At 68.9% G+C, this 23341-nt stretch carries 23 protein-coding genes; 9 read left to right on the top strand and 14 right to left on the bottom strand.

Going from position 1 to position 23341, the window contains the following annotated elements:
• Positions 1–68 precede the first annotated feature (68 nt).
• From LCM15_RS16580 to LCM15_RS16565, 4 genes are all read left to right on the top strand, one after another.
• A complete protein-coding gene (locus LCM15_RS16580; RefSeq protein ID WP_007796655.1) occupies positions 69–293 on the top strand; it encodes a F0F1 ATP synthase subunit C in 225 nt (74 codons plus the stop codon).
• An 86-nt stretch (positions 294–379) separates the two neighbouring features.
• Positions 380–931 carry a F0F1 ATP synthase subunit B' gene (locus LCM15_RS16575; RefSeq protein WP_224858357.1) on the top strand — a complete coding sequence of 184 codons (552 nt, stop codon included), beginning with the start codon at positions 380–382 and terminating at the stop codon, positions 929–931.
• Positions 932–935: 4 nt separating this feature from the next.
• Positions 936–1499: a F0F1 ATP synthase subunit B gene (locus LCM15_RS16570; protein WP_224858355.1), complete on the top strand. Its 564-nt coding sequence runs from the start codon at positions 936–938 to the stop codon at positions 1497–1499.
• 207 nt (positions 1500–1706) lie between these two features.
• Positions 1707–2516 (top strand): division plane positioning ATPase MipZ, encoded by an 810-nt coding sequence (locus LCM15_RS16565; protein ID WP_224858354.1) that lies wholly within the window; start codon positions 1707–1709, stop codon positions 2514–2516.
• 7 nt (positions 2517–2523) lie between these two features.
• Here LCM15_RS16565 and LCM15_RS16560 read toward each other — a convergent pair whose 3' ends face one another.
• Positions 2524–3081: an HdeD family acid-resistance protein gene (locus tag LCM15_RS16560; protein ID WP_224858352.1), complete on the bottom strand. Its 558-nt coding sequence runs from the start codon at positions 3079–3081 to the stop codon at positions 2524–2526.
• A gap of 248 nt (positions 3082–3329) precedes the next feature.
• Here LCM15_RS16560 and LCM15_RS16555 point away from each other — a divergent pair, with 248 nt between their 5' ends.
• A complete protein-coding gene (locus LCM15_RS16555) occupies positions 3330–3728 on the top strand; it encodes a hypothetical protein (RefSeq protein WP_224858350.1) in 399 nt (132 codons plus the stop codon).
• Positions 3729–3764: 36 nt separating this feature from the next.
• Here LCM15_RS16555 and LCM15_RS16550 read toward each other — a convergent pair whose 3' ends face one another.
• Positions 3765–4241 carry a GNAT family N-acetyltransferase gene (locus LCM15_RS16550; RefSeq protein ID WP_224858348.1) on the bottom strand — a complete coding sequence of 159 codons (477 nt, stop codon included), beginning with the start codon at positions 4239–4241 and terminating at the stop codon, positions 3765–3767.
• Positions 4242–4431: 190 nt separating this feature from the next.
• Here LCM15_RS16550 and smc point away from each other — a divergent pair, with 190 nt between their 5' ends.
• Entirely contained in the window at positions 4432–7887 is a 3456-nt protein-coding gene (gene smc, locus LCM15_RS16545) for a chromosome segregation protein SMC (protein ID WP_224858346.1), read from the top strand.
• A 259-nt stretch (positions 7888–8146) separates the two neighbouring features.
• Here smc and LCM15_RS16540 read toward each other — a convergent pair whose 3' ends face one another.
• The 6 genes from LCM15_RS16540 to deoC form a co-directional block, all read right to left on the bottom strand.
• The gene (locus LCM15_RS16540) at positions 8147–9436 is read right to left on the bottom strand and encodes an amidohydrolase family protein (RefSeq protein WP_224858344.1); all 1290 of its coding nucleotides are present in this window, start codon (positions 9434–9436) and stop codon (positions 8147–8149) included.
• A gap of 1 nt (position 9437) precedes the next feature.
• Entirely contained in the window at positions 9438–10385 is a 948-nt protein-coding gene (locus LCM15_RS16535) for an ABC transporter permease (protein WP_224858342.1), read from the bottom strand.
• The gene (locus LCM15_RS16530; RefSeq protein WP_224858340.1) at positions 10382–11428 is read right to left on the bottom strand and encodes an ABC transporter permease; all 1047 of its coding nucleotides are present in this window, start codon (positions 11426–11428) and stop codon (positions 10382–10384) included. Before LCM15_RS16530 ends, LCM15_RS16535 begins: the two co-directional genes overlap by 4 nt.
• 105 nt (positions 11429–11533) lie before the next feature.
• The gene (locus LCM15_RS16525; protein WP_224858338.1) at positions 11534–13075 is read right to left on the bottom strand and encodes an ABC transporter ATP-binding protein; all 1542 of its coding nucleotides are present in this window, start codon (positions 13073–13075) and stop codon (positions 11534–11536) included.
• On the bottom strand, positions 13075–14106 hold the full coding sequence (locus tag LCM15_RS16520; protein WP_224858336.1) for a BMP family protein: 1032 nt from the start codon (positions 14104–14106) through the stop codon (positions 13075–13077). Before LCM15_RS16520 ends, LCM15_RS16525 begins: the two co-directional genes overlap by 1 nt.
• A gap of 164 nt (positions 14107–14270) precedes the next feature.
• Positions 14271–15266, bottom strand: a complete 996-nt coding sequence (gene deoC, locus LCM15_RS16515; protein ID WP_224858334.1) for a deoxyribose-phosphate aldolase — start codon at positions 15264–15266, stop codon at positions 14271–14273.
• Positions 15267–15464: 198 nt separating this feature from the next.
• On the opposite strand from deoC, the gene LCM15_RS16510 reads away from it, so the two are divergent.
• Entirely contained in the window at positions 15465–15809 is a 345-nt protein-coding gene (locus tag LCM15_RS16510) for an antibiotic biosynthesis monooxygenase family protein (protein WP_224858332.1), read from the top strand.
• 125 nt (positions 15810–15934) lie between these two features.
• Here LCM15_RS16510 and LCM15_RS16505 read toward each other — a convergent pair whose 3' ends face one another.
• From LCM15_RS16505 to uraH, 6 genes are all read right to left on the bottom strand, one after another.
• Entirely contained in the window at positions 15935–17119 is a 1185-nt protein-coding gene (locus LCM15_RS16505; RefSeq protein ID WP_224858330.1) for an aromatic amino acid transaminase, read from the bottom strand.
• Positions 17119–17976 carry a 3-mercaptopyruvate sulfurtransferase gene (gene sseA, locus LCM15_RS16500; RefSeq protein WP_224858328.1) on the bottom strand — a complete coding sequence of 286 codons (858 nt, stop codon included), beginning with the start codon at positions 17974–17976 and terminating at the stop codon, positions 17119–17121. The genes LCM15_RS16505 and sseA overlap by 1 nt, the downstream gene beginning before the upstream one ends.
• A gap of 261 nt (positions 17977–18237) precedes the next feature.
• Entirely contained in the window at positions 18238–18708 is a 471-nt protein-coding gene (gene smpB, locus LCM15_RS16495) for an SsrA-binding protein SmpB (protein WP_224858326.1), read from the bottom strand.
• A gap of 49 nt (positions 18709–18757) precedes the next feature.
• Entirely contained in the window at positions 18758–20104 is a 1347-nt protein-coding gene (locus tag LCM15_RS16490; protein WP_224858325.1) for an ATP-binding protein, read from the bottom strand.
• Positions 20101–20769: a response regulator transcription factor gene (locus LCM15_RS16485; protein WP_224858324.1), complete on the bottom strand. Its 669-nt coding sequence runs from the start codon at positions 20767–20769 to the stop codon at positions 20101–20103. Before LCM15_RS16485 ends, LCM15_RS16490 begins: the two co-directional genes overlap by 4 nt.
• Before the next feature lie 106 nt (positions 20770–20875).
• The gene (gene uraH, locus LCM15_RS16480; protein WP_224858323.1) at positions 20876–21235 is read right to left on the bottom strand and encodes a hydroxyisourate hydrolase; all 360 of its coding nucleotides are present in this window, start codon (positions 21233–21235) and stop codon (positions 20876–20878) included.
• A gap of 137 nt (positions 21236–21372) precedes the next feature.
• On the opposite strand from uraH, the gene puuE reads away from it, so the two are divergent.
• Positions 21373–22788, top strand: a complete 1416-nt coding sequence (gene puuE, locus LCM15_RS16475) for an allantoinase PuuE (protein ID WP_224858322.1) — start codon at positions 21373–21375, stop codon at positions 22786–22788.
• The gene (locus LCM15_RS16470; RefSeq protein WP_224858321.1) at positions 22785–23288 is read left to right on the top strand and encodes an ureidoglycolate lyase; all 504 of its coding nucleotides are present in this window, start codon (positions 22785–22787) and stop codon (positions 23286–23288) included. The genes puuE and LCM15_RS16470 overlap by 4 nt, the downstream gene beginning before the upstream one ends.
• Positions 23289–23341: the final 53 nt, after the last annotated feature.

Here is a 23341-nt window from a genome sequence, read left to right as displayed (position 1 = left end):
GGCGCACGCCCCGCTCTACCCCGAAGAACACCCCTATCGATCACTTCCACACGTAAGGAGATACCACCATGGAAGGTCAACTCGCACACATCGGCGCAGGTCTCGCAGGTCTCGGCACCGGTCTCGCCGCACTTGGTGTGGGCAACGTCGCCGCGAACTTCCTCGCCGGCGCGCTGCGCAACCCCTCGGCTGCCGCGTCGCAGACCGCGACCCTGTTCATCGGCATCGCGTTCGCCGAAGCACTGGGCATCTTCTCCTTCCTCGTTGCTCTGCTGCTGATGTTCGCCGTCTAATCGACGGAACGATAATCCTTACGCGCGGGCGGTCGCGTCCCTGACGGGCCGCCCGATGTAGAGACAACGTTCCGACGGAGGACGACATGGCGACAGAACCCATCGCCGGAGAATTCACGAGCGCCTGCGTCGACAGCCATGGCTCTGCCATCGGTATGCCGCAGCTGTGCGCCGAGTGGATCCCGAACCAGGTTTTCTGGCTTGTCATCACGCTCGTGGTGATTTTCTTCGTGCTGTCGCGCATCGCTCTGCCGCGGATCGCTTCGGTCCTGGCCGAGCGCCAGGGCACGATCACGAATGACATCGCCGCCGCAGAGGAGCTGAAGCGCCAAGCCGCCGACGCTGAAGCGGCGTACGACAAGGCGCTCGCGGACGCTCGTGCCGAGGCTCAGGCCATCGGTCAGCAAACCCGCGACGAGATCAAGGCGCAACTCGACGAGGCGACCCGCGAAGCGGACGCCCAGATCGCGGAAAAGACCGCCGAGTCGGAAGCGGCCATCGCCGAAATCCGTGCCTCGGCCCTCGCGAATGTCGAGATCGTCGCAAAGGACACCGCGGAGGCCATCGTGGCCGTGCTCGGTGGCACGGCGGATCAGGCAGCCATCTCGACGGCTGTCGACAACCGGATGAAAGGGTGAGCCGATGCGTAAGCTGATCATCACCAGCGCCCTCGGCGCAAGCCTTGCCAGCCCTGCGCTGGCGGCGTCCGGCCCGTTCTTCTCGCTGCGCAACACCGACTTCGTCGTGCTGCTCGGGTTCCTGCTCTTCCTTGCTGTCCTGGCCTATTTCAAGGTCCCGGGCATGCTGGGCAAGCTGCTGGACAAGCGGGCCGACGACATCCGCAGCGAACTCGACGAAGCGCGCGCGCTGCGTGAAGAGGCCCAGTCGCTTCTTGCCTCCTACGAGCGCAAGCAGCACGAGGTCTCGGCACAGGCCGATCGCATCGTTGCGAATGCCAAGGAAGAGGCCGAGATGGCCGCCGAGCAGGCCCGCAAGGACCTCAAGGATGCCATCGCACGCCGTCTTGCTGCCGCCGACGATCACATCGCTTCGGCTCAGGCATCGGCCGTGAAGGAAGTGCGCGACCGTGCCGCAGTCGTGGCCGTGGCAGCTGCCCGCGATGTCATCGCGCAGCAGACCAGCGCTGCAGACAAGGACCGGATGATCGACGAGTCGATCGCCGAAGTCGGTGCCAAGCTGCACTGACCCGCAAGGTCCTCGAGAGTTTTGAAAAGCCCGGCTTCTGGCCGGGCTTTTTGCTGTCCGGCGACCGGATTTGCGGCACGTGGAACACGGTCGCGGCCTGCCGTGCCGTTGCGGCATCGGCAAGACTTTGCTTGTTGGCTTCCACCAGATACGGTAGCCCGACCGGGACCACAGCGGTACATGTGGTCGTCAGGACAAGAGGGTAGCGTGGCACATATCATCGTCGTCGGGAACGAGAAGGGCGGGGCGGGGAAATCCACCGTCTCGATGCACGTGGCCACCGCGCTTGCCCGGCTGGGCTACCGGGTCGGGGCGCTCGATCTCGACCTGCGCCAGCAGACCACCGGCCGCTATTGCGACAACCGCCGCCGCTTCCTCGAGAGCGAGGGGCTCGAACTGCCCAGCCCGCATTACATCGAGCTGCCGCAGGTAGACCCCTCAGAACTGGCGCCGGGCGAAAACGTCTATGACCACCGCCTGAGCAAGGCCGTGTCGATGCTCGAGGCCGACAGCGACTTCATCCTGATCGACTGCCCCGGCTCGCACACCCGGCTGAGCCAGGTCGCGCACACGCTGGCCGACACGCTGATCACGCCGCTCAACGACAGCTTCATCGATTTCGACCTGCTGGCCCATATCGACGGCGATGGCGAGAAGATCCTTGGTCCGTCGGTCTATTCCGAGATGGTCTGGAGCGCCCGCCAGCTGCGCGCGCAGGCGGGCCTGAAGCCGATTGACTGGATCGTGCTGCGCAACCGCCTCGGTGCGCAGCAGATGATCAACAAGATGAAGATGGAAAAGGCGCTCGAGCGGCTGTCCAAGCGCATCGGGTTCCGCATCGCGCCGGGCTTCTCCGAGCGGGTGATCTTCCGCGAGCTGTTCCCGCGCGGCCTGACGCTGCTCGATCTCAAGGATATCGGCGTCAAGCAGCTCAATATCTCGAACGTGGCCGCGCGTCAGGAGCTGCGCGACCTGATGAGTACGCTCGACCTGCCGGGCGTCGAGATCCGGTTCTGAGACCGTTCTAGCGCAGCCGCCAGGCCAGCGCTGCGACGCCGATGCCGGAGGTGAGCAGTTCGACGCCAAGGAAGATCCCGAGGATTCCGGCGCCGGCTTCCGGGATGGCGAGGATGATCCAGAGGCCCAAGGCCATGGAGATCGCCCCTGCAAGTGCCAGCCAGCCCCAGCCGCGCCGCTCGCGCAGCTGAAAGGCAAGCACGAGGCGCAGCAGCCCGACGGCCATGAAGAAGCCCGCGATGATGAGGGTGAGCGACACGATCCCCGCCAGCGGGTTCGCCAGCAGGGCGATGCCGAAGGCCAGCACGATCAGGCCCAGCAAACCCGAGACGAGCCGCGCAGAGCCCGGGCCGTCATCCTGAAACGCGATCCAGAGCTGCAGCACCCCGCCCAGCAGAAGGATGCTGCCAGCAATGGCCACGGCGGTCAGCGAGGCGGCGAAGGGGTTCAGAAAAGCGACGATGCCGCCCACGATGAGCAAGGCGCCAAGCACCAGCAGCCAGCGCCAGTCGGGGCCAAGCGGGCGGCGGGGACGGGTCTCGTATCTGGGCATGGGATCGGACATGGGGCACTCCTCTGTGCTCGAGGTCAACCATCCCGGACCGCCGCCGTTCCATCACCATGGCGCGATACAGGATTGCGTGTCCGGCAGGGCACGCGGTCACTCTTTTCGTTACTCGGACCTGAGGCCTGTCTTGGGTGCGGCTCTTCGAGGGCGGACCGGCGCACTGGCCCTGCGGCGCCGTGAGCCCTCCGGCCGGATGCCGCAGGTTGGTTAGCGGGTTGTTAACCAAGGCCGGCCTATGGTGCGGCATGAGAGGCTTGGTGATCATCCTGTTCCTGCTGAGCGCCGCCTGCAACACGGGCGGGCCGGGGTTTCGCGGCCTTCCGGCGCAGCGGATCGAGGTTGAAGGCTCGCGCTTCCTTTTGCGGGTCAACGGCGCCATTGCCGAGGCGACCCGTATCAGCCCGGAATTCCCGGCCCGGTTCGACCCGATCGCCGAACGGGCGCAGAAGGCCGCCTTCCTGCAGACGGGCTGCGAACCCGACTGGGTCACCGGCGATCCCGCGGTGCTGGTGATGGGGCTGTCCTGCGACGGCGCCCCGTCCCCGAAGAAGCCGCGCCGCGGGCGGATCTCCTGCGCGATCTTCAATGGCTATGCCAGCGCCGGGCTTGGCGGCAGCGCCGAGCTCGAGTGTCGGGGGTATTGAGGCCTGGGACGCGCAGAAAGCAGGGCGCGCCGGGGCTCAGCCGCGCGCGGGTTCGGCGACTGGTTTCTCGTAGAAGATGCTCGACGGGCTGTCTTCGTAGGCGCCGAAGGGCGGCCGCCGGGTAAAGCCCGATTCTTCGTAGAGCGAGACCGCGGCGGCCAGCTTGTCGCCGGTCTCGAGTCGCAGCATCGGCAGCCCCTCGCTCAGCGCCGCGTGTTCGATGTGGGACAGCAGCCGCCGCGCCACGCCGATGCCGCGCGCCACCGGGGCCACGAACATGGACTTCACCTCGCCATAGCCGTCGCGCCGGGCCAGCGCCGCACAGCCGAGCAGTTCGCCCCCCTCTTCCTCTTCGGCGCCATAGAAGGTAATGCCCTCGGCACAGAGCGCCTCGACGTCGAGGCAGTGGTTTTCGTCCATCGGAAACAACGCGTTCATCAAGGCGTGGCTTTCGCTCAGCAAAGCCCGCGCGCGCGGGTCACGGGGCGAGATCGGTCGAATGGCTAGAGACATGGGGCAGCTCCTCGCAGGCTAAGCGATGAAAAGCGCTAACACGCGTTTCGTCAAGATCCCGTTTTCGTCGTGCGTGCGCAATATCTTGTGGATAATAAGCGGCTCTCCGCGATATGCAGCGCAAAGCGTTTGACTCGCCCCCGAGCGGACAGCGAAAATACCCGACAATCATGAATCAGGGCAGCCAGATTTGCAGTTTTCCCGCCTCAGACTCACGGGCTTCAAGAGCTTCGTCGACCCCACCGATCTGGTCATCTCGGAGGGGCTGACCGGCGTTGTCGGGCCGAATGGCTGCGGCAAGTCCAACCTGCTCGAGGCGCTGCGCTGGGTGATGGGCGAGACCCGCGCCAAGGCGATGCGCGGCTCCGGCATGGAAGACGTGATCTTCGCCGGCGCCTCGTCGCGCCCGGCGCGGAATTTCGCCGAGGTCTGCCTGACCATGGACAATTCCGACCGTCTGGCGCCCGCGGGCTTCAACGACAGCGACCAGCTCGAGATCGTGCGCCGCATCACCCGCGATGTCGGCTCGGCCTACAAGACCAACGGCAAGGACGTGCGCGCGCGAGACGTGCAGATGCTGTTCGCCGATGCCTCGACCGGCGCGCATTCGCCGGCGCTGGTGCGGCAGGGCCAGATCGCCGAGCTGATCAACGCCAAGCCCCGCAACCGCCGCCGCATTCTCGAGGAGGCGGCCGGCATCTCGGGCCTCTACCAGCGCCGCCACGAGGCCGAGCTGAAGCTCAACGGCACCGAGGCCAACCTGCTGCGCGTCGATGACGTGATCGAGCAGCTGGCCGCGCAGCTCTCGCAGCTCGAGCGGCAGGCCAAGCAGGCGGCGCGCTACCGCGCCATCGGCACCGACCTGCGCCGCGCCGAGGGGCTGCTGCTCTACCGCCGCTGGAAGGAGGCCGAGGAGGGCCGGCTCAAGGCCGAGGCCGAGCATCGCCAGCGCGTCACCACCGCCGCGCAGGCCGAGAACACCGCCCGCGCCGCCGCCACGCTGCGGGCCGAGCGTGAAGAGGCGCTGCCGCCCCTGCGCGAGGAAGAGTCCATCGCGGTGGCGATCTTGCAGCGCCTCGGCGTGCAGCGCGACGCGCTGGCGGATCAGGAACGGCAGGCCGCCGAGACCATCGCCGCGCTGACCCGCCGCATCGGGCAGATGGCGCATGACATGGAGCGCGAGGCCGGGCTCAACCGCGACGCGGGAGACACCATCGAGCGGCTCGAGCGCGAGGCGCAGGAGCTCGAGAGGGCCGGCGCAGGCCACGAGGCGCGCGTCGCCGAGGCGGCCGAGGCCGCCAGCGAGGCCTCGGCCATGCTGCAGGAGCGCGAGGCGGACCTGACGCAATACACCGAGGATGTCGCCCGGCTCGCCGCCCGCCACCAGTCGGCGCAGCGCTTCCTGTCCGACGCCCGCCGGATGCTCGATCGCCACGAGGGCGAGGCCGGTCGCGCCCGCGAGGCGGTGGCCGAGGCCAAGGAGACGCTGGAGGAATCGACCGACCGCGTCAGCGAGGCGCGCGCCCGTGCCGAAGAGGCGCAGGAGATGGCCGAGCGCTGCGAGACGCTGCTGGCCGATGCGGACGAGGCGCGCTCTGACGCGCAATCGCGCGAGGCCGAGGCGCGGGCCGAGCGCTCGGAGGCGGAGGGTGAGTTCAACGCCCTGCGCGCCGAGGTCACCGCGCTGGCCCGTCTGCTCGACCGCGACACCGCGGAGGGCGGCCAGATCCTTGACCGCCTTCAGGTGCAGCAGGGCTTCGAGAAGGCGCTCGGCGCGGCGCTGGCGGACGATCTGCGCGCCCCCGAGGTCGAGGCCGACGGGCCCTCCGGCTGGACGGTGCTGCCGCCCTACGATGGCGACCAGCCGCTGCCGCCGGGGGTCACCGCGCTGACCAACCACGTCTCGGTCCCAGAGGTGCTCGAGCGCCGCATGGGCCAGATCGGCCTCGTCGAGGCCGATGACGGCCCGCGTCTGCAGCCGCTTCTGAAGCCCGGCCAGCGCCTCGTCAGCCCCGAGGGCGACCTCTGGCGCTGGGACGGCTACCGCGCCTGGGCCGAGGATGCGCCCTCGGCGGCGGCGCTGCGGCTGGAACAGCTCAACCGCCTGGAAGAGCTCAAGCAGGAGATGGCCGAGGCCGAGGCCCGCGTGGAGGGAATGCGCACCGCGCACGAGGCGCTGGTGATGCGGCTGGCCGAGCTGACCCGCGCCGACAAGGCGGCGCGCGAGGCGCGACGCGAGGCCGACCAGCAGCTCAACGAGAGCACCCGCGCGATGAACCGCGCCGAGGCCGACCGCAACCTCGCCGAAGGCAAGCTCGAGAGCCTCGCGATGGCGGTGACCCGCCACGAGGACGAGGCCACCGGCGCGCGCAAGCAGCTGCTCGAGGCCGAGCGCGCGCGCGAGGAGCTGGACGATCTCGAGGCGGCGCGCGCCGAGGCCGAGGACATCAAGATGACCGTCGAGGCGGCGCGCATGACGATGATGACCAAGCGCTCCGCCCATGACGAGCTGCGCCGCGAGGGCGACGCCCGCAAGGCGCGCAGCCAGCAGGTCACCAAGGACCTGTCGGGCTGGCGCCACCGGCTCGAGACCGCGCGCTCGCGCACCGACGAGCTGGCCGAGCGCAAGGCGGCGGCGGAAGCCGAGCTGGAGCGCGCCGCTGCGGCCCCGGCGGAGCTGGCCGCACGGCGTGACGAGCTGAGCCAGTCGATCGCCGAGGCCGAGGCGCGCAAAACGGTGGCGGGCGACGCTCTGGCCCAGGCCGAGGCGCAGCTGCGCGAGGCCATCGGGGCCGAGCGCGACGCCGAGCGCAGCGCCTCCGAGGCGCGCGAGCTTCGCGCCCGCGCCGAGGCCCGGGTCGAGGCGGCACGCGAGACCGCGACGGCCGCCGCCGAGCGCATCGAGGAGGAGCAGGACACCACCCCGTCGGAGCTGCTCGGCCGGCTCGAGGCCGACCCGGACGAGATGCCGCCGTCGGACCAGATCGAGGCCGAGGTGAACCGCCTCAAGCGCCAGCGCGATTCCCTTGGGGCGGTGAACCTGCGCGCCGAGGAAGACGCGCGGGAGGTGCGCGAGGAACACGACCAGCTGGCTTCCGAAAAGCGGGATCTCGAAGAGGCGGTCAAGACCCTGCGCTCCGGCATCGCGGCGCTGAACCGCGAGGGGCGCGAGCGTCTGCTCACCGCCTTCGAGCAGGTGAACAGCAACTTCTCGATGCTCTTCACCCACCTGTTCAACGGCGGCGAGGCCAATCTCGTGATGGTCGAGAGCGACGACCCGCTCGAGGCCGGGCTCGAGATCATGTGCCAGCCGCCGGGCAAGAAGCTCTCCACCCTGTCGCTGCTGTCGGGCGGCGAGCAGACGCTGACGGCACTGGCGCTGATCTTCGCGGTGTTCCTCGCCAACCCCGCGCCGATCTGCGTGCTCGACGAGGTCGATGCGCCGCTCGACGACGCCAACGTGACCCGGTTCTGCGACCTGCTCGACGAGATGTGCCGCCGCACCGACACGCGGTTCCTCATCATCACCCACCACGCGGTGACGATGGCGCGCATGGACCGTCTCTACGGCGTCACCATGCAGGAACAGGGCGTCTCGCAGCTGGTCTCGGTGGACCTCAAGAAGGCCGAGCGCCTGGTGGCCTGACCGCGCCCTTGCCGCGGATCTTCGCGGACCCCGGGGGCCGGCCCGCCTCCGGCGGGAGTATTTTTGACGAAGAGAAGCCAGGGGCGCAGCGCGTCTGGCTTCTTTGGTTCAAAAATACCTCGGGGGGTGAATTGGCCGCAGGCCAAGAGGGGGCAGCGCCCCCTTCCTCTTTCTTAAAGGAGGACCTTCGGTTCCCTCTTTTAAGCGCACCTCCGGTGCGACAGCGGGCAGCGCCCCCGTCCGCCTCTGCCGCCGGGCGCTACGCGTCCGGGACCGGGTGGCGGCGGCGGACGCTGGCGGGCCGGCCGGGAAGCGTCAGCCGGGCATCGTTGCGCGCCTGCCGCGACACCACCTTGCCCTTGGAGATCACGCAGAGCCGGTCCGGCCTGAGCCGCAGTGCCTCGATGCTCGAGCCCGCGTCGAGCACCACCAGCGAGGCCCTGTCGCCCTGCGCCAGCCCGTAGCCATCGAGATGCATGATCTTGGCGTTTTCTTCCGTGACCATGGTGAAGCAGCGCGCCATCTCCTGCGGAGAGGTCATCTGCGCCACGTGCAGACCCATGAAGGCCACGTCCAGCATGTCGGCGGTGCCCAGCGAATACCACGGGTCGCGCACGCAATCCTGCCCCCAGCCGACGGTGATGCCCTGTGCCTGCATCTCCTTCACCCGGGTCAGGCCGCGGCGCTTGGGGAAGGTGTCGTGCCGCCCCTGCAGGGTGATGTTGATCAGCGGGTTGGGGATCGCCGCGATCCCGGCCTCGGCGATCAGCGGCAGCAGTTTCGAGACATAGTAATTGTCCATCGAGTGCATCGATGTCAGGTGCGAGCCCGCCACGCGCCCCTGCAGCCCGAGCCGCTGGGTCTCATAGGCCAGCGCTTCGATATGGCGCGACATCGGGTCGTCGGTCTCGTCGCAATGCAGGTCGACCAGCAGGCCGCGTTCGGCAGCGATTTCGCAGAGCTCGCGGACCGAGGCGGCGCCATCGGCCATGGTGCGCTCGAAATGCGGAATGCCGCCCACCACGTCGACCCCCATGTCGAGCGCGCGCAGCGTGTTGGCGCGCGCCGTCGGGTCGCGGTAGAAGCCGTCCTGCGGGAAGGCCACGAGCTGCAGGTCGAGATAGGGCTTCACCACCTCGCGCACGTGCAGCAGCGCCTCGACGCCCTTGAGGTCGTCGTCGCAGGTGTCGACATGGCTGCGCACCGCCAAGAGCCCCATGCTCACCGCCCAGTCGCAATAGGCCAGCGCCCGCGCGACCATCTCGTCGACGGTGGCGATCTGCTTCAGCTCGCCCCAGAGCGAGATGCCCTCGAGCAGGGTGCCTGAGGCGTTGATCCGCGGCGTGCCGTAGCTCAGCGTCGCGTCCATGTGGAAATGCGGATCGACAAAGGGCGGCGAGACCAGATCGCCGGACGCGTCGATCACCTCGCCGGCCTCGGCGCCGGTCAGGTCGCCGGTGGCGGCGATGCGGTCGCCGGTGATGCCGATGTCCTTGACGGTGCCATCGGGCAGGGTGCCGCCAGTGACGAGAATATCGAAGCTGGCCATGTTAGCGGTCTCCGCGGTTGAAGGGGGTCATTAGGGCGGCGGGCACCTGCGCGCGCCGCGACATCAGGATCAGGGCGAGGATCGACAGCAGGTAGGGGATCATCAGGAAGACCTGGTAGGGCACGACCTGGCCCATGCCGGTCTGCTGCAGCCGCACCTGAAGCGCGTCGAACCCGGCAAAGAGCAGCGCCCCCAGAAGCGCCTTGCCCGGCTTCCAGGCGCCGAACACCACCAGCGCGATGCAGATCCAGCCGCGCCCGTTGACCATCTCGAAGAAGAACGACGAGAAGGCCGACATGGTCAGGAAGGCGCCGCCCACCGCCATCAGCCCCGAGCCCACGATCACCGCGCCCATGCGGATCGCGCCGACCGACAGGCCCTGCGCCTCGACCGCGTGCGGGTTCTCTCCGGCGGCGCGCAGGGCGAGGCCGAGCGGCGTGCGGTAGAGCACCAGCGAGACCGCCGCCACGCAGGCGAAGCCGGCCCAGGTGAGCGCGGTCTGAGAGAACAGCGCCTCGCCGAGCCACGGCAGGTCCGAGAGGCCGGGGATGTGCAGCGGCTCGAACGGCGCGATGCGCGGCGGGTTGGTGACCTCGGGCAGGGCGAGCCGGTAGGCATAGTAGGCCGAGGCGGTGGCCAAGAGCGTGATGCCGAGGCCCACCACGTGCTGCGACAGGCCGAAGGGCACGGTCAGCAGCCCGTGCAGCGCGCCGAAGGCCATGCCGGCGAGCATCGCCACGGCGACGCCGGTCCAGAGGCCTCCGCCCGCGTAGACGGTCATCCAGCCGGCGAAGGCGCCGATCACCATGATGCCCTCGATGCCGAGGTTGAGCACGCCGGCGCGTTCGCAGATCAGCTCGCCCATGGTGGCGAAGATCAGCGGCGAGGCGATGCGCAGCACCGCCGCCCAGAAGCTGGCGGAGATCAGGATATCGACGATCTCGGTCATCCGCGCACCACCCGGTAGCGTGTGAGAAGGATCGCTAGCACCATGAAGAGCAACGCCGCGGCGAGCAGGATGTCGGCGATGTAGGTCGGCACCTCGGCGGCGCGCGACATGCTGTCGGAGCCGACGAAGATGCCCGCCACGAAGAGCGCCGAGACCACCACGCCGAGCGGGTGCAGCAGCGCCAGCATGGCGACGATGATGCCGGTATAGCCGAAATCGGGGCTCAGGTCGGAGGTCAGGTTGCCCTTGAGCCCGGCGACCTCGGAAAAGCCCGCCAGCGCCGCGAGCCCGCCGGAGATCAGCGCTGTCTTGATCAGCACCCGGCCCACCGGGATGCCGGCGAAGCGCGCCGCCTGCGGGTTCTGCCCCACGGCGCGGATCTCGTAGCCGAGCGTGGTGCGGGTCTGCATGACCCAGACGCCCAGAGCGCAGATCAGCGCCAGCGCGAAGCCCCAGTGCAGCCGCAGCCCCTCAACGAGGCGCGGCAGGCGGGCGTCGCGGGGCAGGGCGGGGGATTTCGGCCAGCCCATGCCCATCGGGTCCTTCAGCGGGCCCTCGAGCAGATAGGAGATGAACAGCGCCATGATGAAGTTGAGCAGCAGCGTGGTGACCACCTCGTCGACCCCGAGCCGGGTCTTGAGCAGCACCGGGCCGAGCAGCACCAGCGCGCCTGCCACGATGGCGCCGAGCGCCATCAGCGGCAGCGCCAGCGGGCCGGGCAGACCCAGCTGGGTGCCGATCACCACGGTCATCAGCGCGCCGGCATAGAGCTGCGCCTCGGCGCCGATGTTCCACAGCCGGGCGCGGAAGGCGGTGGCCACGGCGAGGCCGGTGAAGATCAGCGGCGTGGCGCGGTTCAAGGTCTCGAGCGTGGCGAATTTCGAGCCCACGGCGCCCTTGACGATCAGGCCGAAGGTCTCGAGCGGGTTGGCGCCGGCGATGGCGGCAAGTGCCGCCGCGAGGGCGATGGTGGCGAGAATGGCGAGCGCCGGCAGGCCCAGCGTGCGCGCAGGGGTGGGGGCGGCGATGGGGTCTAGTCGCATCAGTGTTGTACCTGGCGGTAGGGATGGAACGGGGGCGCTGCCCCCGGACCCCCGGGATATTTCTGGCCAGAAGAAGACAGGGGCCTCGGTCTGCGGTGGAGGAGGTCAGGCGGCATGATCGAAGCCCTGTCCGGCCATCCACTGGCCCAGTTCTGCCGGGGTCTTCTCACCGCGGGCGAATTCCGGCGACAGGCGGCCGTCGGAGATCACCCGGATCACGTCGGAGAGGGTGAGGATCTCGTCGAGATCCTCGGAGATCAGCAGCACCGCGGCGCCGGCGTCGCGGGCGGCGATGAGCTGTTCCTGCACGTAGGTGACGGCGCCGATGTCGAGCCCGCGCACCGGCTGGTTGGCGAGGATGATGCGCGGCGCGGCCTCGAGCACGCGACCGAGGATCAGCTTTTGCATGTTGCCGCCGGAAAGCAGGCGGATGCGGGCCTCGGAACCGGGGCAGCGCACGTCGTACTTGGCAATGAGTGCCTCGGTGGTCCGGCGGGCGGCGGACCAGTTCATCCAGCCGGCGCGGGCATTGGGCGCGTCGCGGTAGCTTTCCAGAACCGCGTTCTCGGTGAGGGTGAAATCGGCCACCGTGCCCGTGCGGTGGCGATCCTCCGGGATGCGGCCGATCCCGGCGGCGAGGGCGGCGCGCGGGTTCCAGCCCTCGACCCGGTCGCCGGCGATCTCGAGCCTGCCTTCCGACGGGCTCGTGACGCCGGAGACCAGGTCGGCGAGGGCGCCCTGGCCGTTGCCGGAGACCCCGGCGACGCCGAGGATCTGGCCCGCCTTGATATCGAGATCGATGCCGCGCAGGCCGGGTCGGTTGCCCTGCGGCGTGGTGCTCAGCCCCGCCAGCCGCATCAGCACTGCGCCGGGGCGGGCCTCGGCGGGGGCGGGGGCGGTGATCTCGGCGCCCACCATCAGCGTGGCGAGCTGGTGGCGGTCGGTGTCGTGGGTCGCCACCTCCCCCACGAGCTTGCCGTGGCGCAACACCAGCACCCGCGACGAGATCGCCATGACCTCGTGCAGCTTGTGCGAGATGAAGATCACCGACAGGCCCTGCGCCACCATCCTGCGCAGGGTGAGGAACAGCGCGTCGGCCTCCTGCGGCGTCAGCACCGCGGTGGGCTCGTCGAGGATCAGGACGCGGGCGTCGCGGTAGAGCGCCTTGAGGATTTCGACCCGCTGACGCTCGCCCACCGAGAGCTCGGCCACGCGCGCGTCGGGGTCGACCCTGAGGCCGAAATCCTCGGACAGCGCCTGCAGCCTGCGCCGCGCGGCGGGCTTGCCGAGGCCGGGGGACCAGAGCGACCCTGTGCCGAGCAGCACGTTCTCGAGCACGGTCATGTTGTCGGCGAGGGTGAAATGCTGGTGCACCATGCCCACGCCCGCGGCCAGCGCCGCGCCGGGCTGGCCCGGCGGCAAGGCCTGTCCGAACACCTCGACCTCGCCCGCATCGGCGGTGTAATGGCCGAAGAGGATGTTCATCAGCGTGGTCTTGCCGGCGCCGTTCTCCCCCAGCAGCGCCACGACCTCGCCCTTCGCCAGCGAAAAGCTGATCGCGTCGTTGGCGGTGAGCGCACCGAAGCGTTTGGTGATTCCGGAAAGGCGCAGGACGGTCTCGTCCCGCGCCGTGTCTTGCAAAGTCATCAGGAGGAGGTAGGCTCGCTGTCGTCGATCTCGACGGTAAACTCGCCCGCCTTGATGGCGGCCTCCTTCTCGGCCACGAGGTCGAGCGCCGCCTGCGGGACCTTGCCCTCGAAGGTGCCGAGCGGCGCCAGCGAGCAGCCGCCTTCCTTCATGAAGCTGTAGACGCCGTAATTGTCGGCCTCGAAGCTGCCATCGGCCACCCGGGCGAGCGCCGCCTGCAGGGTCGGCTCGAAATGCCACAGCGCCGAGGCGGCAACGGTGTCGGGGTAGTCGGGCTGCGTGTCGATGACGTTGCCGATGGCGAGAACGCCCTGCTCCTGCGCCGCGTCCGAGACCCCGAAGCGCTCGGCATAGAGCAGGTCGGCGCCGTTCTCGATCATCGCGAAGGCGGTCTCCTTGGCCTTGGGCGGATCGAACCACGAGCCGATGAAGCTGACCTGGAAGCTGGCCTCGGGGGCGGTTTCGCGGACGCCTGCCATGAAGGCGTGCATCAGACGGTTCACCTCCGGGATCGGGAAGCCGCCGACCATGCCGATATTGCCGGTTTCGGTCAGAGCACCCGCGATGATGCCCGAGAGATACGAGGCATCCTGGATGTAGTTGTCGAACACCGCGAGGTTCGGATAGGCCGGGTCCGGCATGAAGGACGAGCCCATCAGGAAGGCGGTGTCGGGATAGTCGAGCACCACCTCGCGGGCCTCCTGCTCGACGCCGAAGATCTCGCCGACGATGAGCTTGGCACCGGCCTCGGCATATTCGCGCATGACGCGCGGATAGTCAGTGTTGGCGGTGTTTTCCGAGAAGCTGTAGCTGATCTGGCCGGCCGCCTTCGCGGCCTCGGCGGCGACGTGGATGCGGCTCACCCATTGCTGCTCCACCGGCACGGTGTAGATCCCCGCGACCGCAATCGGCTCCTGCGCCAGCAGGCGCGAGGGCAGCACGCCGGCGCCCGCGGCCGCTGCGAAACCGGCCGTTCCCATGAGCATCCGGCGGCGGCTGAACTGGGTGAGAAGCGTGCGTCTGTCGGTCATGGGGTCCCCTGGCGTTGGTTTGAGCGTTCGTCTAAATTTTGACCGGACGGTAAGCGTTTCGGGGGCCCTTGGCAAAGCAAGAAGCGCGGCAGACCGCGCAAACTGCGTGCCGGGTAATCATCTGCGCCGTCAGGTGCCTGCAAAACAGGCACCCCATCCGGGCGTCAGGCGATCGCGTGGCGCCAGCTGGCGGAATAGGCGCCGGTGACATGATGCTCAAGCTGGCGCTCGATGTCGCCCAGCAGGCTCGAGGCGCCGAAGCGGAACAGGTCCGGGCGCAGCCAGCGGTCGCCAAGCTCTTCCTTGACCAGCGCGAGATAGGTGAGCGCATCCTTGGCCTTCGAGATGCCGCCGGCGGGCTTGTAGCCGACCCGGTATCCCGTCTCCTCGTAGTACTCGCGGATCGCCCGCATCATCACCAGGCTGACGGGCAGGGTGGCGTTGACGCCTTCCTTGCCGGTGGAGGTCTTGATGAAATCGGCGCCGGCCATCATGCACACCATCGAGGCGCGGGCGACGTTCTGCAGCGTGCCGAGCTCGCCGGTGGCGAGGATCGCCTTCACATGCGCCTCGCCGCAGGCCTCGCGGAACTGGCGCATCTCGTCGTAAAGCCCCTCCCAGTCGCCGGTCAGCACCAGTCGGCGCGAGATCACGATGTCGATCTCGCGGGCGCCGGCCTTGACGCTCTCGCCGATCTCGGCGACCCGCAGCGGGAAGGGGGAGAGCCCGGCGGGAAAGCCGGTCGAGACCGCCGCCACCGGGATGCCGCTGCCCTCGAGCGCCTGCACCGCGGGGGCGATCATGTCGTGGTAGACGCAGACCGCGCCGGTGGTCAGTCCCTCGAGCCCGAGCGCCGCGAGCAGATCCTCGCGCACCGGCTGTTTCGCCTTGGCGCAGAGCCGCGCCACCCGGCCCGGCGTGTCGTCGCCGGCCAGCGTGGTCAGATCGATGCAGGAAATGGCGCGGGCCAGCCACGCGGCCTGGAAGTCCTTCTTGAGGCTGCGCCGGCCCGGCAGGCTCGCGGCGCGGCGCTCGATCGCCGAGCGGTTGGCGCGGACGCGCATCACCCGCTCCATTTCGAGCGGCATTCCCGGATTGCGGGGCTCCAGCGTCTGCGGCAGGTGGGTCACGGTCATCGGCGCCTCGGTGGTCTCAAGCATGTCTGGGTCCTCCAGTGCGGACCGTCGCACGCCCCCATGGCGCAGGCAAGGGAGGCCGTGACGTTACCGCGAAGCGCCCCCTCTGCCATGGGCGCGGGCTCCTGTCTTCTCTACGTTGCAAATACTCGAACACCGGCGCTGCCAGCCCCTTGGCCCGCCGGGTGGATCGCGCCAGACTGCGCCAAACGGAGGACCGCCATGATCGCCATCATCTTCGAAGTCACCCCCGCCGAGGGCAAACGCGAGGCCTATCTCGACATCGCCGCCGCAATGCGGCCGCTGGTCGAACAGGTCGAGGGGTTTATCTCGGTCGAGCGCTTCGAAAGCCTGACCAATCCCGGCAAGCTGCTCTCGATCAGCTTCTTCGAGGACGAGGCGGCGGTGCAGCGCTGGCGCGCGTTGACGGCGCATCGCGGCGCGCAGCGCAAGGGGCGGGAGGAGATCTTCGAGGGCTACCGCCTGCGGGTCTGCCACGTGCTGCGCGATTACGGCATGGAGGACCGGGCCGAGGCGCCGCAGGACAGCCTGGCCGAGCATGGCTGACACGCGAACCGGGCCGAAACAGAGGCGTCACACCGACCAGAAGCGCCGAGACGACGGGCAAAGCCCCGGCGGCGAGACAGCATGGGCGGGGCCCAAAGGCCCCGCGCCGCTTATCTGAAAAGGGATCAGATCCCGGATTTGACGATGGCTTCCGCGAGGATCGGCACCGAGGTCTTGTTGAGACCGGCGATGTTGAGCCGCGAGTCGCCCACCATGTAGATGCCGTGATCGCGACGCAGGGTCTCGACCTGCTCGGGCGTCGCGCCGAGGCGCGAGAACATGCCGCGGTGCTGGGCGAGGAAGCCGAACCGGTCCGAGCCCGACAGGCGCTGCAGTTCCGAGGCCAGTTGCTGGCGCAGTCCCAGCATCGAGTTGCGCACCTCTTCCAGCTCCGCCGCCCAGTCGGCGCGCAGCTCCTCGTCGCTGAGCACCATGGTGACCAGCCGTGCGCCGTGATCCGGCGGGAAGGAGAAGTTCTGCCGGTTCAGGTAGTTCAGGCTGTCTTGGTTGAGCTTGCGCTGGCCGGCATCCTTGCTCACCGCCATCAGCAGGCCGGTGCGCTCGCGGTAGATGCCGAAATTCTTCGAGCAGCTCGCGGCGATCAGCACTTCCGGCATCTTCTCGACCACCATCCGCACGCCCTCGGCATCGGCATCGAGCCCGTCGCCGAAGCCCTGGTAGGCGATGTCGATCATCGGCACCGCCTCGCGCTCGAGCAGCAGCTCGATCACGGCCTTCCACTGCGGGATGTTGAGGTTGGCGCCGGTGGGGTTGTGGCAGCAGCCGTGCAGCAGGACCACGTCGCCCGGCATCACCTGATGCAGGTCGGCGATCATGCCGGCGAAATCGACCGAGCGGGTCTCGTTGTCGAAATAGCGGTAGGAGGTGAACTCGATGCCCATGTGCTTGAGGATCGACAGGTGGTTCGGCCAGGTCGGGTCCGACACGAAGACGCGGGCCTTGGGGTTGGCCATGCGGATCAGGTCGAAGGCCTGCCGAACCGCGCCGGTGCCGCCCGGGGTCGCCGCAGCGGCCACGGTCTCGCGCGGGACGGCGTCGCCCAGCACCAGCTTGACCATGGCGTCGGCAAAGGCCGGATCGCCGGCAAGGCCGGTATAGGCCTTGGTGCTCTCGGTCTCCCAGAGCTGCTTTTCGGCGGCCTTGACGGCGCGCATGATCGGGGTGTTGCCGCTGGCATCCTTGTAGACGCCGACGCCGAGGTCGATCTTCTGCTCGCGGTCGTCCTCGCGATAGGCCTGCATCAGGGCGAGGATCTTGTCTGCGGGTTGCTCTTTGAGGTTCTCGAACATCAGTGCTCTCCGGTGGCGACGGGCAGGGTGGGGAATTGCCCCCACTCGCTCCACGACCCGTCATAGAGGGAATGGTCGTCCTTGCCGATGCGGGTCAGGGCAAGGTTGAGAATGGCGGCGGTGACGCCGGACCCGCAGGACGTAATCGCCGGCTTGCCGAGATCCACCCCGGCGGCCTCGAACACCGCGCGCAGCGCCTCGGGCGACTTCAGGGTGCCGTCGTCGTTCAGCAGCGTGGCGTAGGGGATGTTCTTCGAGCCCGGAATGTGGCCGGCGCGCAGGCCGGGGCGCGGCTCGGGGACCTCGCCGCGAAAGCGGTCCGGAGCGCGGGCGTCGAGGATCTCGGTGTCCTGCAGCTTGGCGGCGGCCGAGACCTGCGTCACGTCCTTCACCAGCTGGTTCTGGCGCCGCACGGTCATGTGGCGGTCGCGGATCACCGGCGGCAGGTCCTCGGTCTCGCGGGCTTCCGCCTGCCATTTCGGCAGGCCGCCGTCGAGCACCGCGATATCGCTCTGGCCCATCAGCTTGAACAGCCACCACACGCGTGCCGCCGAGAACAGCCCCTGGCTGTCATAGACCACGACCTGATGGCCGTCGCCCACGCCCATGGCGCGCAGCCGCGACATGAACTTCTCGACGGGGGGCACCATGTGGGGCAGCTCGGAGCGGTTGTCGCTGACATCGTCGATGTCGAAATAGCGCGCGCCGGGAATGTGGGCGGCCGCGTATTCCGCCTTCGCATCGCGCTCGGACCCGGGCAGGAACCAGCTGGCATCGAGGATGCGCAGGTCGGGATCCTTGAGATGGGCCGCCAGCCAGTCGGTCGAGACAAGCGTCTTGGGATCGTCTTGCGTCATGTATTGCTTCCCGCGCAGTCAGGGTCGATGCCGTTCCTAAGCTGCGGGGGCCTGCAATACAAGGGGATGGGCGGGTGCAAGGCTGTGCGCGATCCGGTCTGGCGTTCCGATCCGTCAGGCGGGGTCGCCGGGTGGCAGGCCATCTCGCGGTTGCAGTCCGCGCAGCGCGTCCCTCAACCGGGTCAGCCGGCGTCTCCCGAATTTCTGGACTGGACCTTCTGGCGGATCACGCCGCGCAGGCGTGGTTCCAGCGCCGCCCGCTTAACCCTGCTTCAGCAGCCGCTGCTTCTGGCGGTTCCAGTCGCGCTTGGCCTCGGTCTCGCGCTTGTCGTGGTTCTTCTTGCCCTTGGCGATGCCGACCTTCATCTTCGCGATGCCCTTGTGGTTGAAGTAGAGCACCAGCGGCACGATGGTCATGCCCTTGCGCTGGGTCTCGTTCCACAGGCGGGCGAGCTCTTTCTTCGAGACCAGCAGCTTGCGACGGCGCCGCTCCTCGTGGCCGAACATGGCGCGCTCGTAGGGCGCGATGTAGCCGTTGACCAGCCACAGCTCGCCATCCTCCACCGCGGCATAGCTTTCGGCGATATTCGAGGTGTTCTCGCGCAGGGATTTCACCTCGGACCCGGTCAGCACGATGCCGACCTCGAGATCGTCCTCGATCGCGTAGTCGAAACGTGCGCGCCGGTTCTCGGCGATCACCTTGTAGTTCGGATCTGTCTTCGGTTTGGCCATTGCGTGCATGTAGTCCCTGCCGCCCCGCCTGTCCATAAGCGCGATGCGCTCAGCGTGGCAGGATCAGCCGGGCGCACTCGCCGCCGCCCTCGCGCGGAGACAGCTCGAGCGCCCCGCCCAGACGCGCGGCGGAGGTGGCGACGATGGCAAGACCCAGCCCGCTGCCGCTGGTGGTGGCGCCCGCACCGCGAAAGAACCGCTCGGTGACATGTGGGCGCTCGGCCTCGGAAATGCCGGGGCCGCGATCGCTGATCTCGAACACCGCGCCCGCGCCCTCGAGCGACAGCGTCGCGGAAACGGTCTCGCCCTGCGGCGAGGCGTGAAGCGCGTTCTCGACAAGGTTGCGCAGAGCGGTCTGCAGGAGCGTGGCCTCGGCGGTGGACCAGAGCCCGGGCGTTGCGGAGACCTGCAGGCCCACCCCCAGCCGCCCGGCCAGCGGCGCGAGGTCGTCGGCCACGGCCTGCAGCAGCGCGGCCCCGTCCTGCGGGGCGCCGGAGGCGGCGTTCGGCGGGTGCTCGACCGCGGTCATCGCGAGGAGCTGCTTGACCATCCGGTCGGTGCGCTTCACGCCCTGCTCGATCTGCACAAGCGCGCGGGTGCGGGTGGCGGTGTCGGGCGCCATGCGGGCGATCTCGGCCTGGGTCTGCAGCCCGGCGAGCGGGGTCTTCAGCTCGTGCGCGGCAAAGGCGGTGAAGCTGCGCTCGCGCTCGCGCGCCGCATCGACCCGGCGCAGCAGGCCGTTGAGCGCCGCGATCATCGGGCGCAGCTCGCGCGGGGCGGGCGCCTCCTCAAGCGGGCCGAGATCGCTCGCGGGCCGGTTCGAGAGCGCTGCACCGAGCCTGTCGAGCGGGCGCAGGCCGCGCCCCACGGTGAGCCAGATCAGCGCCGCTAGCAGGGGCAGCATCAGCGCGGTCGGGGCAAGCTGGCCCAGCGTCACGTTGCGCACCAGCTGGTCGCGCATCGCCTGCGCGTCGCCGACCATGACGCGAAAGTCGAGCTCGGGATCGGCCAGCGTGAAGACGCGCCAGAGCTCGCCATCGACCTCGTTCTCGCTGAACCCGCCGCCGGCCTCGCTGAGACGGCCCTCGGGGGCGCCGGCGCTTTCGCTGATCAGGGTGCCGTCGAGCCCCCAGATCTGGCAGGACAACTGATGCAGGAGGTGGAAGCCGTCGGCATCCGCACGCTCCATGCGGGCCGCCCGCGCCGCCTGATCGACACTCAGCCCGCCCTCGCGGATCAGCGAGGCGACCATGCGGGCGGATTCCTCGAGCCGCCGGTCGAGCACCTGAATGACCTGCGCGCGGGTCGATATCTGCGTCCAGAGCGCCGCCGAAAGCCAGATCACCCCGGTCGCGAGCAGAAGGATCGCCAGAAGCCGGCCGCGGATCGAACTCATGCCGCGCCCTCCGGCGCCAGCCGGTAGCCGGCGCCGCGCACGGTCTGGATGAAGCCGCTGCCGAGCTTGGCGCGCAGATGGTGCACATGCACCTCGACGGTGTTGCTCTCGACATCCTCCTGCCAGCCATAGAGCCGCTCTTCGAGCGCGGCTTTCGACAGGATGCTGCCGGGGCGCTCCATCAGCGCGGCCAGCACGGTGAACTCCCGGCGCGAGAAGGCGATCTCCTCCGCTCCGCGCTGGCCGCTCATTTTCGCGGTGTCGAGCGCAAGACCGTTCCAGTGCAGCAGGTTCTCGGCGCGGCCCTGCGCCCGGCGGGTGAGGGCGCGCAGGCGTGCGGAGAGCTCCGGCAGCTCGAAGGGCTTGCCGAGGTAATCGTCGGCCCCGGCATCGAGCCCGGTGACCCGATCGTCAAGCCCGTCGCGCGCGGTGAGCATCAGCACCGGCATGTCCGAGCCGCGCTGGCGCAGCTCGCGCAGCAGCTCGAGCCCGGAGCCGTCGGGCAGCATCAGGTCGAGCACCACCGCCTCGAACCCCTCCATGCCGATGGCGTGGCGGGCGTCGGCGCAGCTGTCGACCAGCTCGGGCGAAAAACCCGACAGGCGCAGCCCGACGCTCAGCCCGTCGCCGAGCACGGCATCGTCCTCGACGATCAGGATGCGCATGGTGGTGGGTCCTCGGGTTCGGTCTTCGGGGTCGGCGACAGGGGTACGCGTCGGGTGCAGCGCAGGGCAAGCCGCCGCGCTGCACGATCCGGTGAGGCGGGGCGGCTCAGCTGCCGCGGTATGTGGAATAGCCGTAGGCCGACAGCAGCAGCGGCACGTGGTAATGCGCGTCCGGGTCGGCGATGCCGAAGCGCAGCGGGATCTGGTCGAGAAACAGCGGCTCGGCGCCGGACTGGCCGGTGGCCCTGAGATAGTCGCCGGCAAAGAACACCAGCTCGTAGGTGCCGGTCCTGAACTGCGCCTTCGGCAGGATCGGGCTGTCGGTGCGACCGTCGGCATTGGTCACCGTCTCGGCGATCTTGCGGTGGGATTTGTCCGAGACCTTGTAGAGCGCGATCTTCACGCCCTCGGCGGGACGACCCCGGGCGGTGTCGAGCACGTGGGTGGTGAGATATCCGTCGGCCATTCCTCTTGCTCCTTGCTTGGGCAGCGCGGATAAACGGGGCATCGCCGCGCCTGCGTGCCGGTCCTTTCGGGGGTCCGTCCCGGTTAGAGCGCGATTGGCCGAAGATGACAACACGACCCAAGCCAAGGAGGGGCCAGATGCAGCGTTACCCCCGCAACATGATCGGTTACGGCGCGGACCGCCCCGACGCGAAATGGCCCGGCAATGCCAAGATCGCGGTGCAGTTCGTGCTGAACTTCGAGGAGGGCGGCGAGAACAACGTCCTGCACGGCGATGCCGCCTCCGAGGCGTTCCTGTCGGACATCCCCGGCGCGGCGATGTGGCCGGGCCAGAGACACTGGAACATGGAATCGATCTATGAATACGGCGCCCGCGCCGGGTTCTGGCGGCTGCACCGGCTGTTCACCGGCGCGGGCGTCCCGCTGACGATCTACGGCGTCGCCACCGCGCTGGCGCGCAACCCCGAGCAGGTCGAGGCGATGAAGGAGGCGGGCTGGGAGATCGCCAGCCACGGCCTCAAATGGGTCGAACACAAGGACATGCCCGAGGCGGAGGAGCGTGCCGCCATCGCCGAGGCGATCCGCCTGCACACCGAGGTGGTGGGCGAGGCGCCGCGCGGCTGGTACACCGGGCGCTGCTCGGAGAACACCGTGCGTCTGGCCGCCGAGACCGGGCAGTTCGCCTATATCTCCGACACCTACGACGACGATCTGCCCTACTGGCTCGAGATCGACGGTCGCGACCAGCTTATCATTCCCTACACGCTCGAGGCCAATGACATGCGCTTCTCGGTCAGCCCCGGCTGGATCGAGGCGGAGCAGTTCTTCACCTATCTCAAGGACAGCTTCGACACGCTCTATGCCGAGGGCGAGGCGGGCAAGCCGGCGATGATCTCGATCGGGCTGCACAACCGGCTGATCGGGCGCCCCGGCAAGGTGGCCGGTCTGAAGCGCTTCCTCGACTACATTGCCGGCTTCGACGGGGTCTGGACCCCGCGCCGCATCGAGATCGCCGAGCACTGGGCCGCGACCCACCCGCCGGTCACGCGCGAGCGCCCAAGCCTGATGGACCGCGACACCTTCGTGGCGCGCTTCGGCGGTATCGTCGAGCATTCGGACTGGGTGGCCGAGCGCGCCTTCGCGCTCGAGCTCGGCCCGGCGCATGACACGCCGGTGGGGCTGGCCAACGCGCTGGCGCGGGTGCTGCGCAGCGCCAGCGACGACGAGCGGATGGGCGTGCTGCGCGCCCATCCCGACCTTGCCGGCAAGCTCGCCGCCGCCAAGCGACTGACCGAGGACAGCAGCTCGGAACAGGCCAGCGCCGGGCTCGATGCGCTTACGGACGCCGAGCGCCAGCGCTTCACCGAGCTCAACACCGCCTACATGGAGAAACACGGCTTCCCGTTCATCATCGCGGTGCGCGATCACGACAAAGCCGGCATCCTCGCGGCCTTCGAGCGCCGTCTCGGGAACGACACGGAAACCGAATTCAGGGAAGCCTGTCGGCAGGTCGAGCGCATCGCCCGGCTGCGGTTGGAAAGCGTGCTGTCATGACCACCATCGTTGCAGAGCCGCTGACCGCCGGTGCCTTCGCGCCGTTCGGAGACGTGCTCGAGATCTCGGGCGATCCGGACAAGATCATCAATCAGGGCCTGTGCGGTCGCTACCACGACCGCGCCTCGATGGATTTCGGCCCGGACGGCCGCGCCGGCATCAGCCTGTTCAACGCCGTGCCGCGCGATCTGCCTTACCTGCTCGAGATGGTCGAGCGGCACCCTGACGGCAGTCAGGCCTTCCTGCCGATGCACCGCAACCCGTGGCTGGTGATCGTCGCAGAGGCCGGCGCGGGGGCGGAGCCGAGCGAGATTTCGGCCTTCCTCGCGGCGCCGGGGCAGGGGATCAACCTCTATCGCGGCACATGGCACGGCGTGCTGACACCGCTGCACGCGCCGGGGATGTTCGCCGTGGTCGACCGCATCGGCGGCACGCCCAACATCGAGGAGCACTGGCTCAAGATGCCGGTGACGATCACCGTGCCCACGGACGTCTCGTAAGAACGACGGCATGAAAAGAGCGCGCGGGGCCTGCGTGGCACCCCGCGCGCAGC

The organism is Salipiger bermudensis, assembly GCF_020171625.1.
Taxonomy (GTDB): domain Bacteria; phylum Pseudomonadota; class Alphaproteobacteria; order Rhodobacterales; family Rhodobacteraceae; genus Salipiger; species Salipiger bermudensis_B.
The sequence above is the reverse complement of the archived record's forward strand: the minus strand, read 5'-3'. Positions and strand labels throughout refer to the sequence as shown.

What these genes read in the sequence shown, in the direction of transcription:
- LCM15_RS16580 (WP_007796655.1), top strand. Translation starts at nt 69, where the DNA reads ATGGAAGGTCAACTCGCACACATCGGCGCAGGTCTCGCAGGTCTCGGC.
- LCM15_RS16575 (WP_224858357.1), top strand. Translation starts at nt 380, where the DNA reads ATGGCGACAGAACCCATCGCCGGAGAATTCACGAGCGCCTGCGTCGAC.
- LCM15_RS16570 (WP_224858355.1), top strand. Translation starts at nt 936, where the DNA reads ATGCGTAAGCTGATCATCACCAGCGCCCTCGGCGCAAGCCTTGCCAGC.
- LCM15_RS16560 (WP_224858352.1), bottom strand. Translation starts at nt 3,081, where the DNA reads ATGTCCGATCCCATGCCCAGATACGAGACCCGTCCCCGCCGCCCGCTT.
- LCM15_RS16555 (WP_224858350.1), top strand. Translation starts at nt 3,330, where the DNA reads ATGAGAGGCTTGGTGATCATCCTGTTCCTGCTGAGCGCCGCCTGCAAC.
- LCM15_RS16550 (WP_224858348.1), bottom strand. Translation starts at nt 4,241, where the DNA reads ATGTCTCTAGCCATTCGACCGATCTCGCCCCGTGACCCGCGCGCGCGG.
- LCM15_RS16540 (WP_224858344.1), bottom strand. Translation starts at nt 9,436, where the DNA reads ATGGCCAGCTTCGATATTCTCGTCACTGGCGGCACCCTGCCCGATGGC.
- LCM15_RS16535 (WP_224858342.1), bottom strand. Translation starts at nt 10,385, where the DNA reads ATGACCGAGATCGTCGATATCCTGATCTCCGCCAGCTTCTGGGCGGCG.
- LCM15_RS16530 (WP_224858340.1), bottom strand. Translation starts at nt 11,428, where the DNA reads ATGCGACTAGACCCCATCGCCGCCCCCACCCCTGCGCGCACGCTGGGC.
- LCM15_RS16525 (WP_224858338.1), bottom strand. Translation starts at nt 13,075, where the DNA reads ATGACTTTGCAAGACACGGCGCGGGACGAGACCGTCCTGCGCCTTTCC.
- LCM15_RS16520 (WP_224858336.1), bottom strand. Translation starts at nt 14,106, where the DNA reads ATGACCGACAGACGCACGCTTCTCACCCAGTTCAGCCGCCGCCGGATG.
- deoC (WP_224858334.1), bottom strand. Translation starts at nt 15,266, where the DNA reads ATGCTTGAGACCACCGAGGCGCCGATGACCGTGACCCACCTGCCGCAG.
- LCM15_RS16510 (WP_224858332.1), top strand. Translation starts at nt 15,465, where the DNA reads ATGATCGCCATCATCTTCGAAGTCACCCCCGCCGAGGGCAAACGCGAG.
- LCM15_RS16505 (WP_224858330.1), bottom strand. Translation starts at nt 17,119, where the DNA reads ATGTTCGAGAACCTCAAAGAGCAACCCGCAGACAAGATCCTCGCCCTG.
- sseA (WP_224858328.1), bottom strand. Translation starts at nt 17,976, where the DNA reads ATGACGCAAGACGATCCCAAGACGCTTGTCTCGACCGACTGGCTGGCG.
- smpB (WP_224858326.1), bottom strand. Translation starts at nt 18,708, where the DNA reads ATGGCCAAACCGAAGACAGATCCGAACTACAAGGTGATCGCCGAGAAC.
- LCM15_RS16490 (WP_224858325.1), bottom strand. Translation starts at nt 20,104, where the DNA reads ATGAGTTCGATCCGCGGCCGGCTTCTGGCGATCCTTCTGCTCGCGACC.
- LCM15_RS16485 (WP_224858324.1), bottom strand. Translation starts at nt 20,769, where the DNA reads ATGCGCATCCTGATCGTCGAGGACGATGCCGTGCTCGGCGACGGGCTG.
- uraH (WP_224858323.1), bottom strand. Translation starts at nt 21,235, where the DNA reads ATGGCCGACGGATATCTCACCACCCACGTGCTCGACACCGCCCGGGGT.
- puuE (WP_224858322.1), top strand. Translation starts at nt 21,373, where the DNA reads ATGCAGCGTTACCCCCGCAACATGATCGGTTACGGCGCGGACCGCCCC.
- LCM15_RS16470 (WP_224858321.1), top strand. Translation starts at nt 22,785, where the DNA reads ATGACCACCATCGTTGCAGAGCCGCTGACCGCCGGTGCCTTCGCGCCG.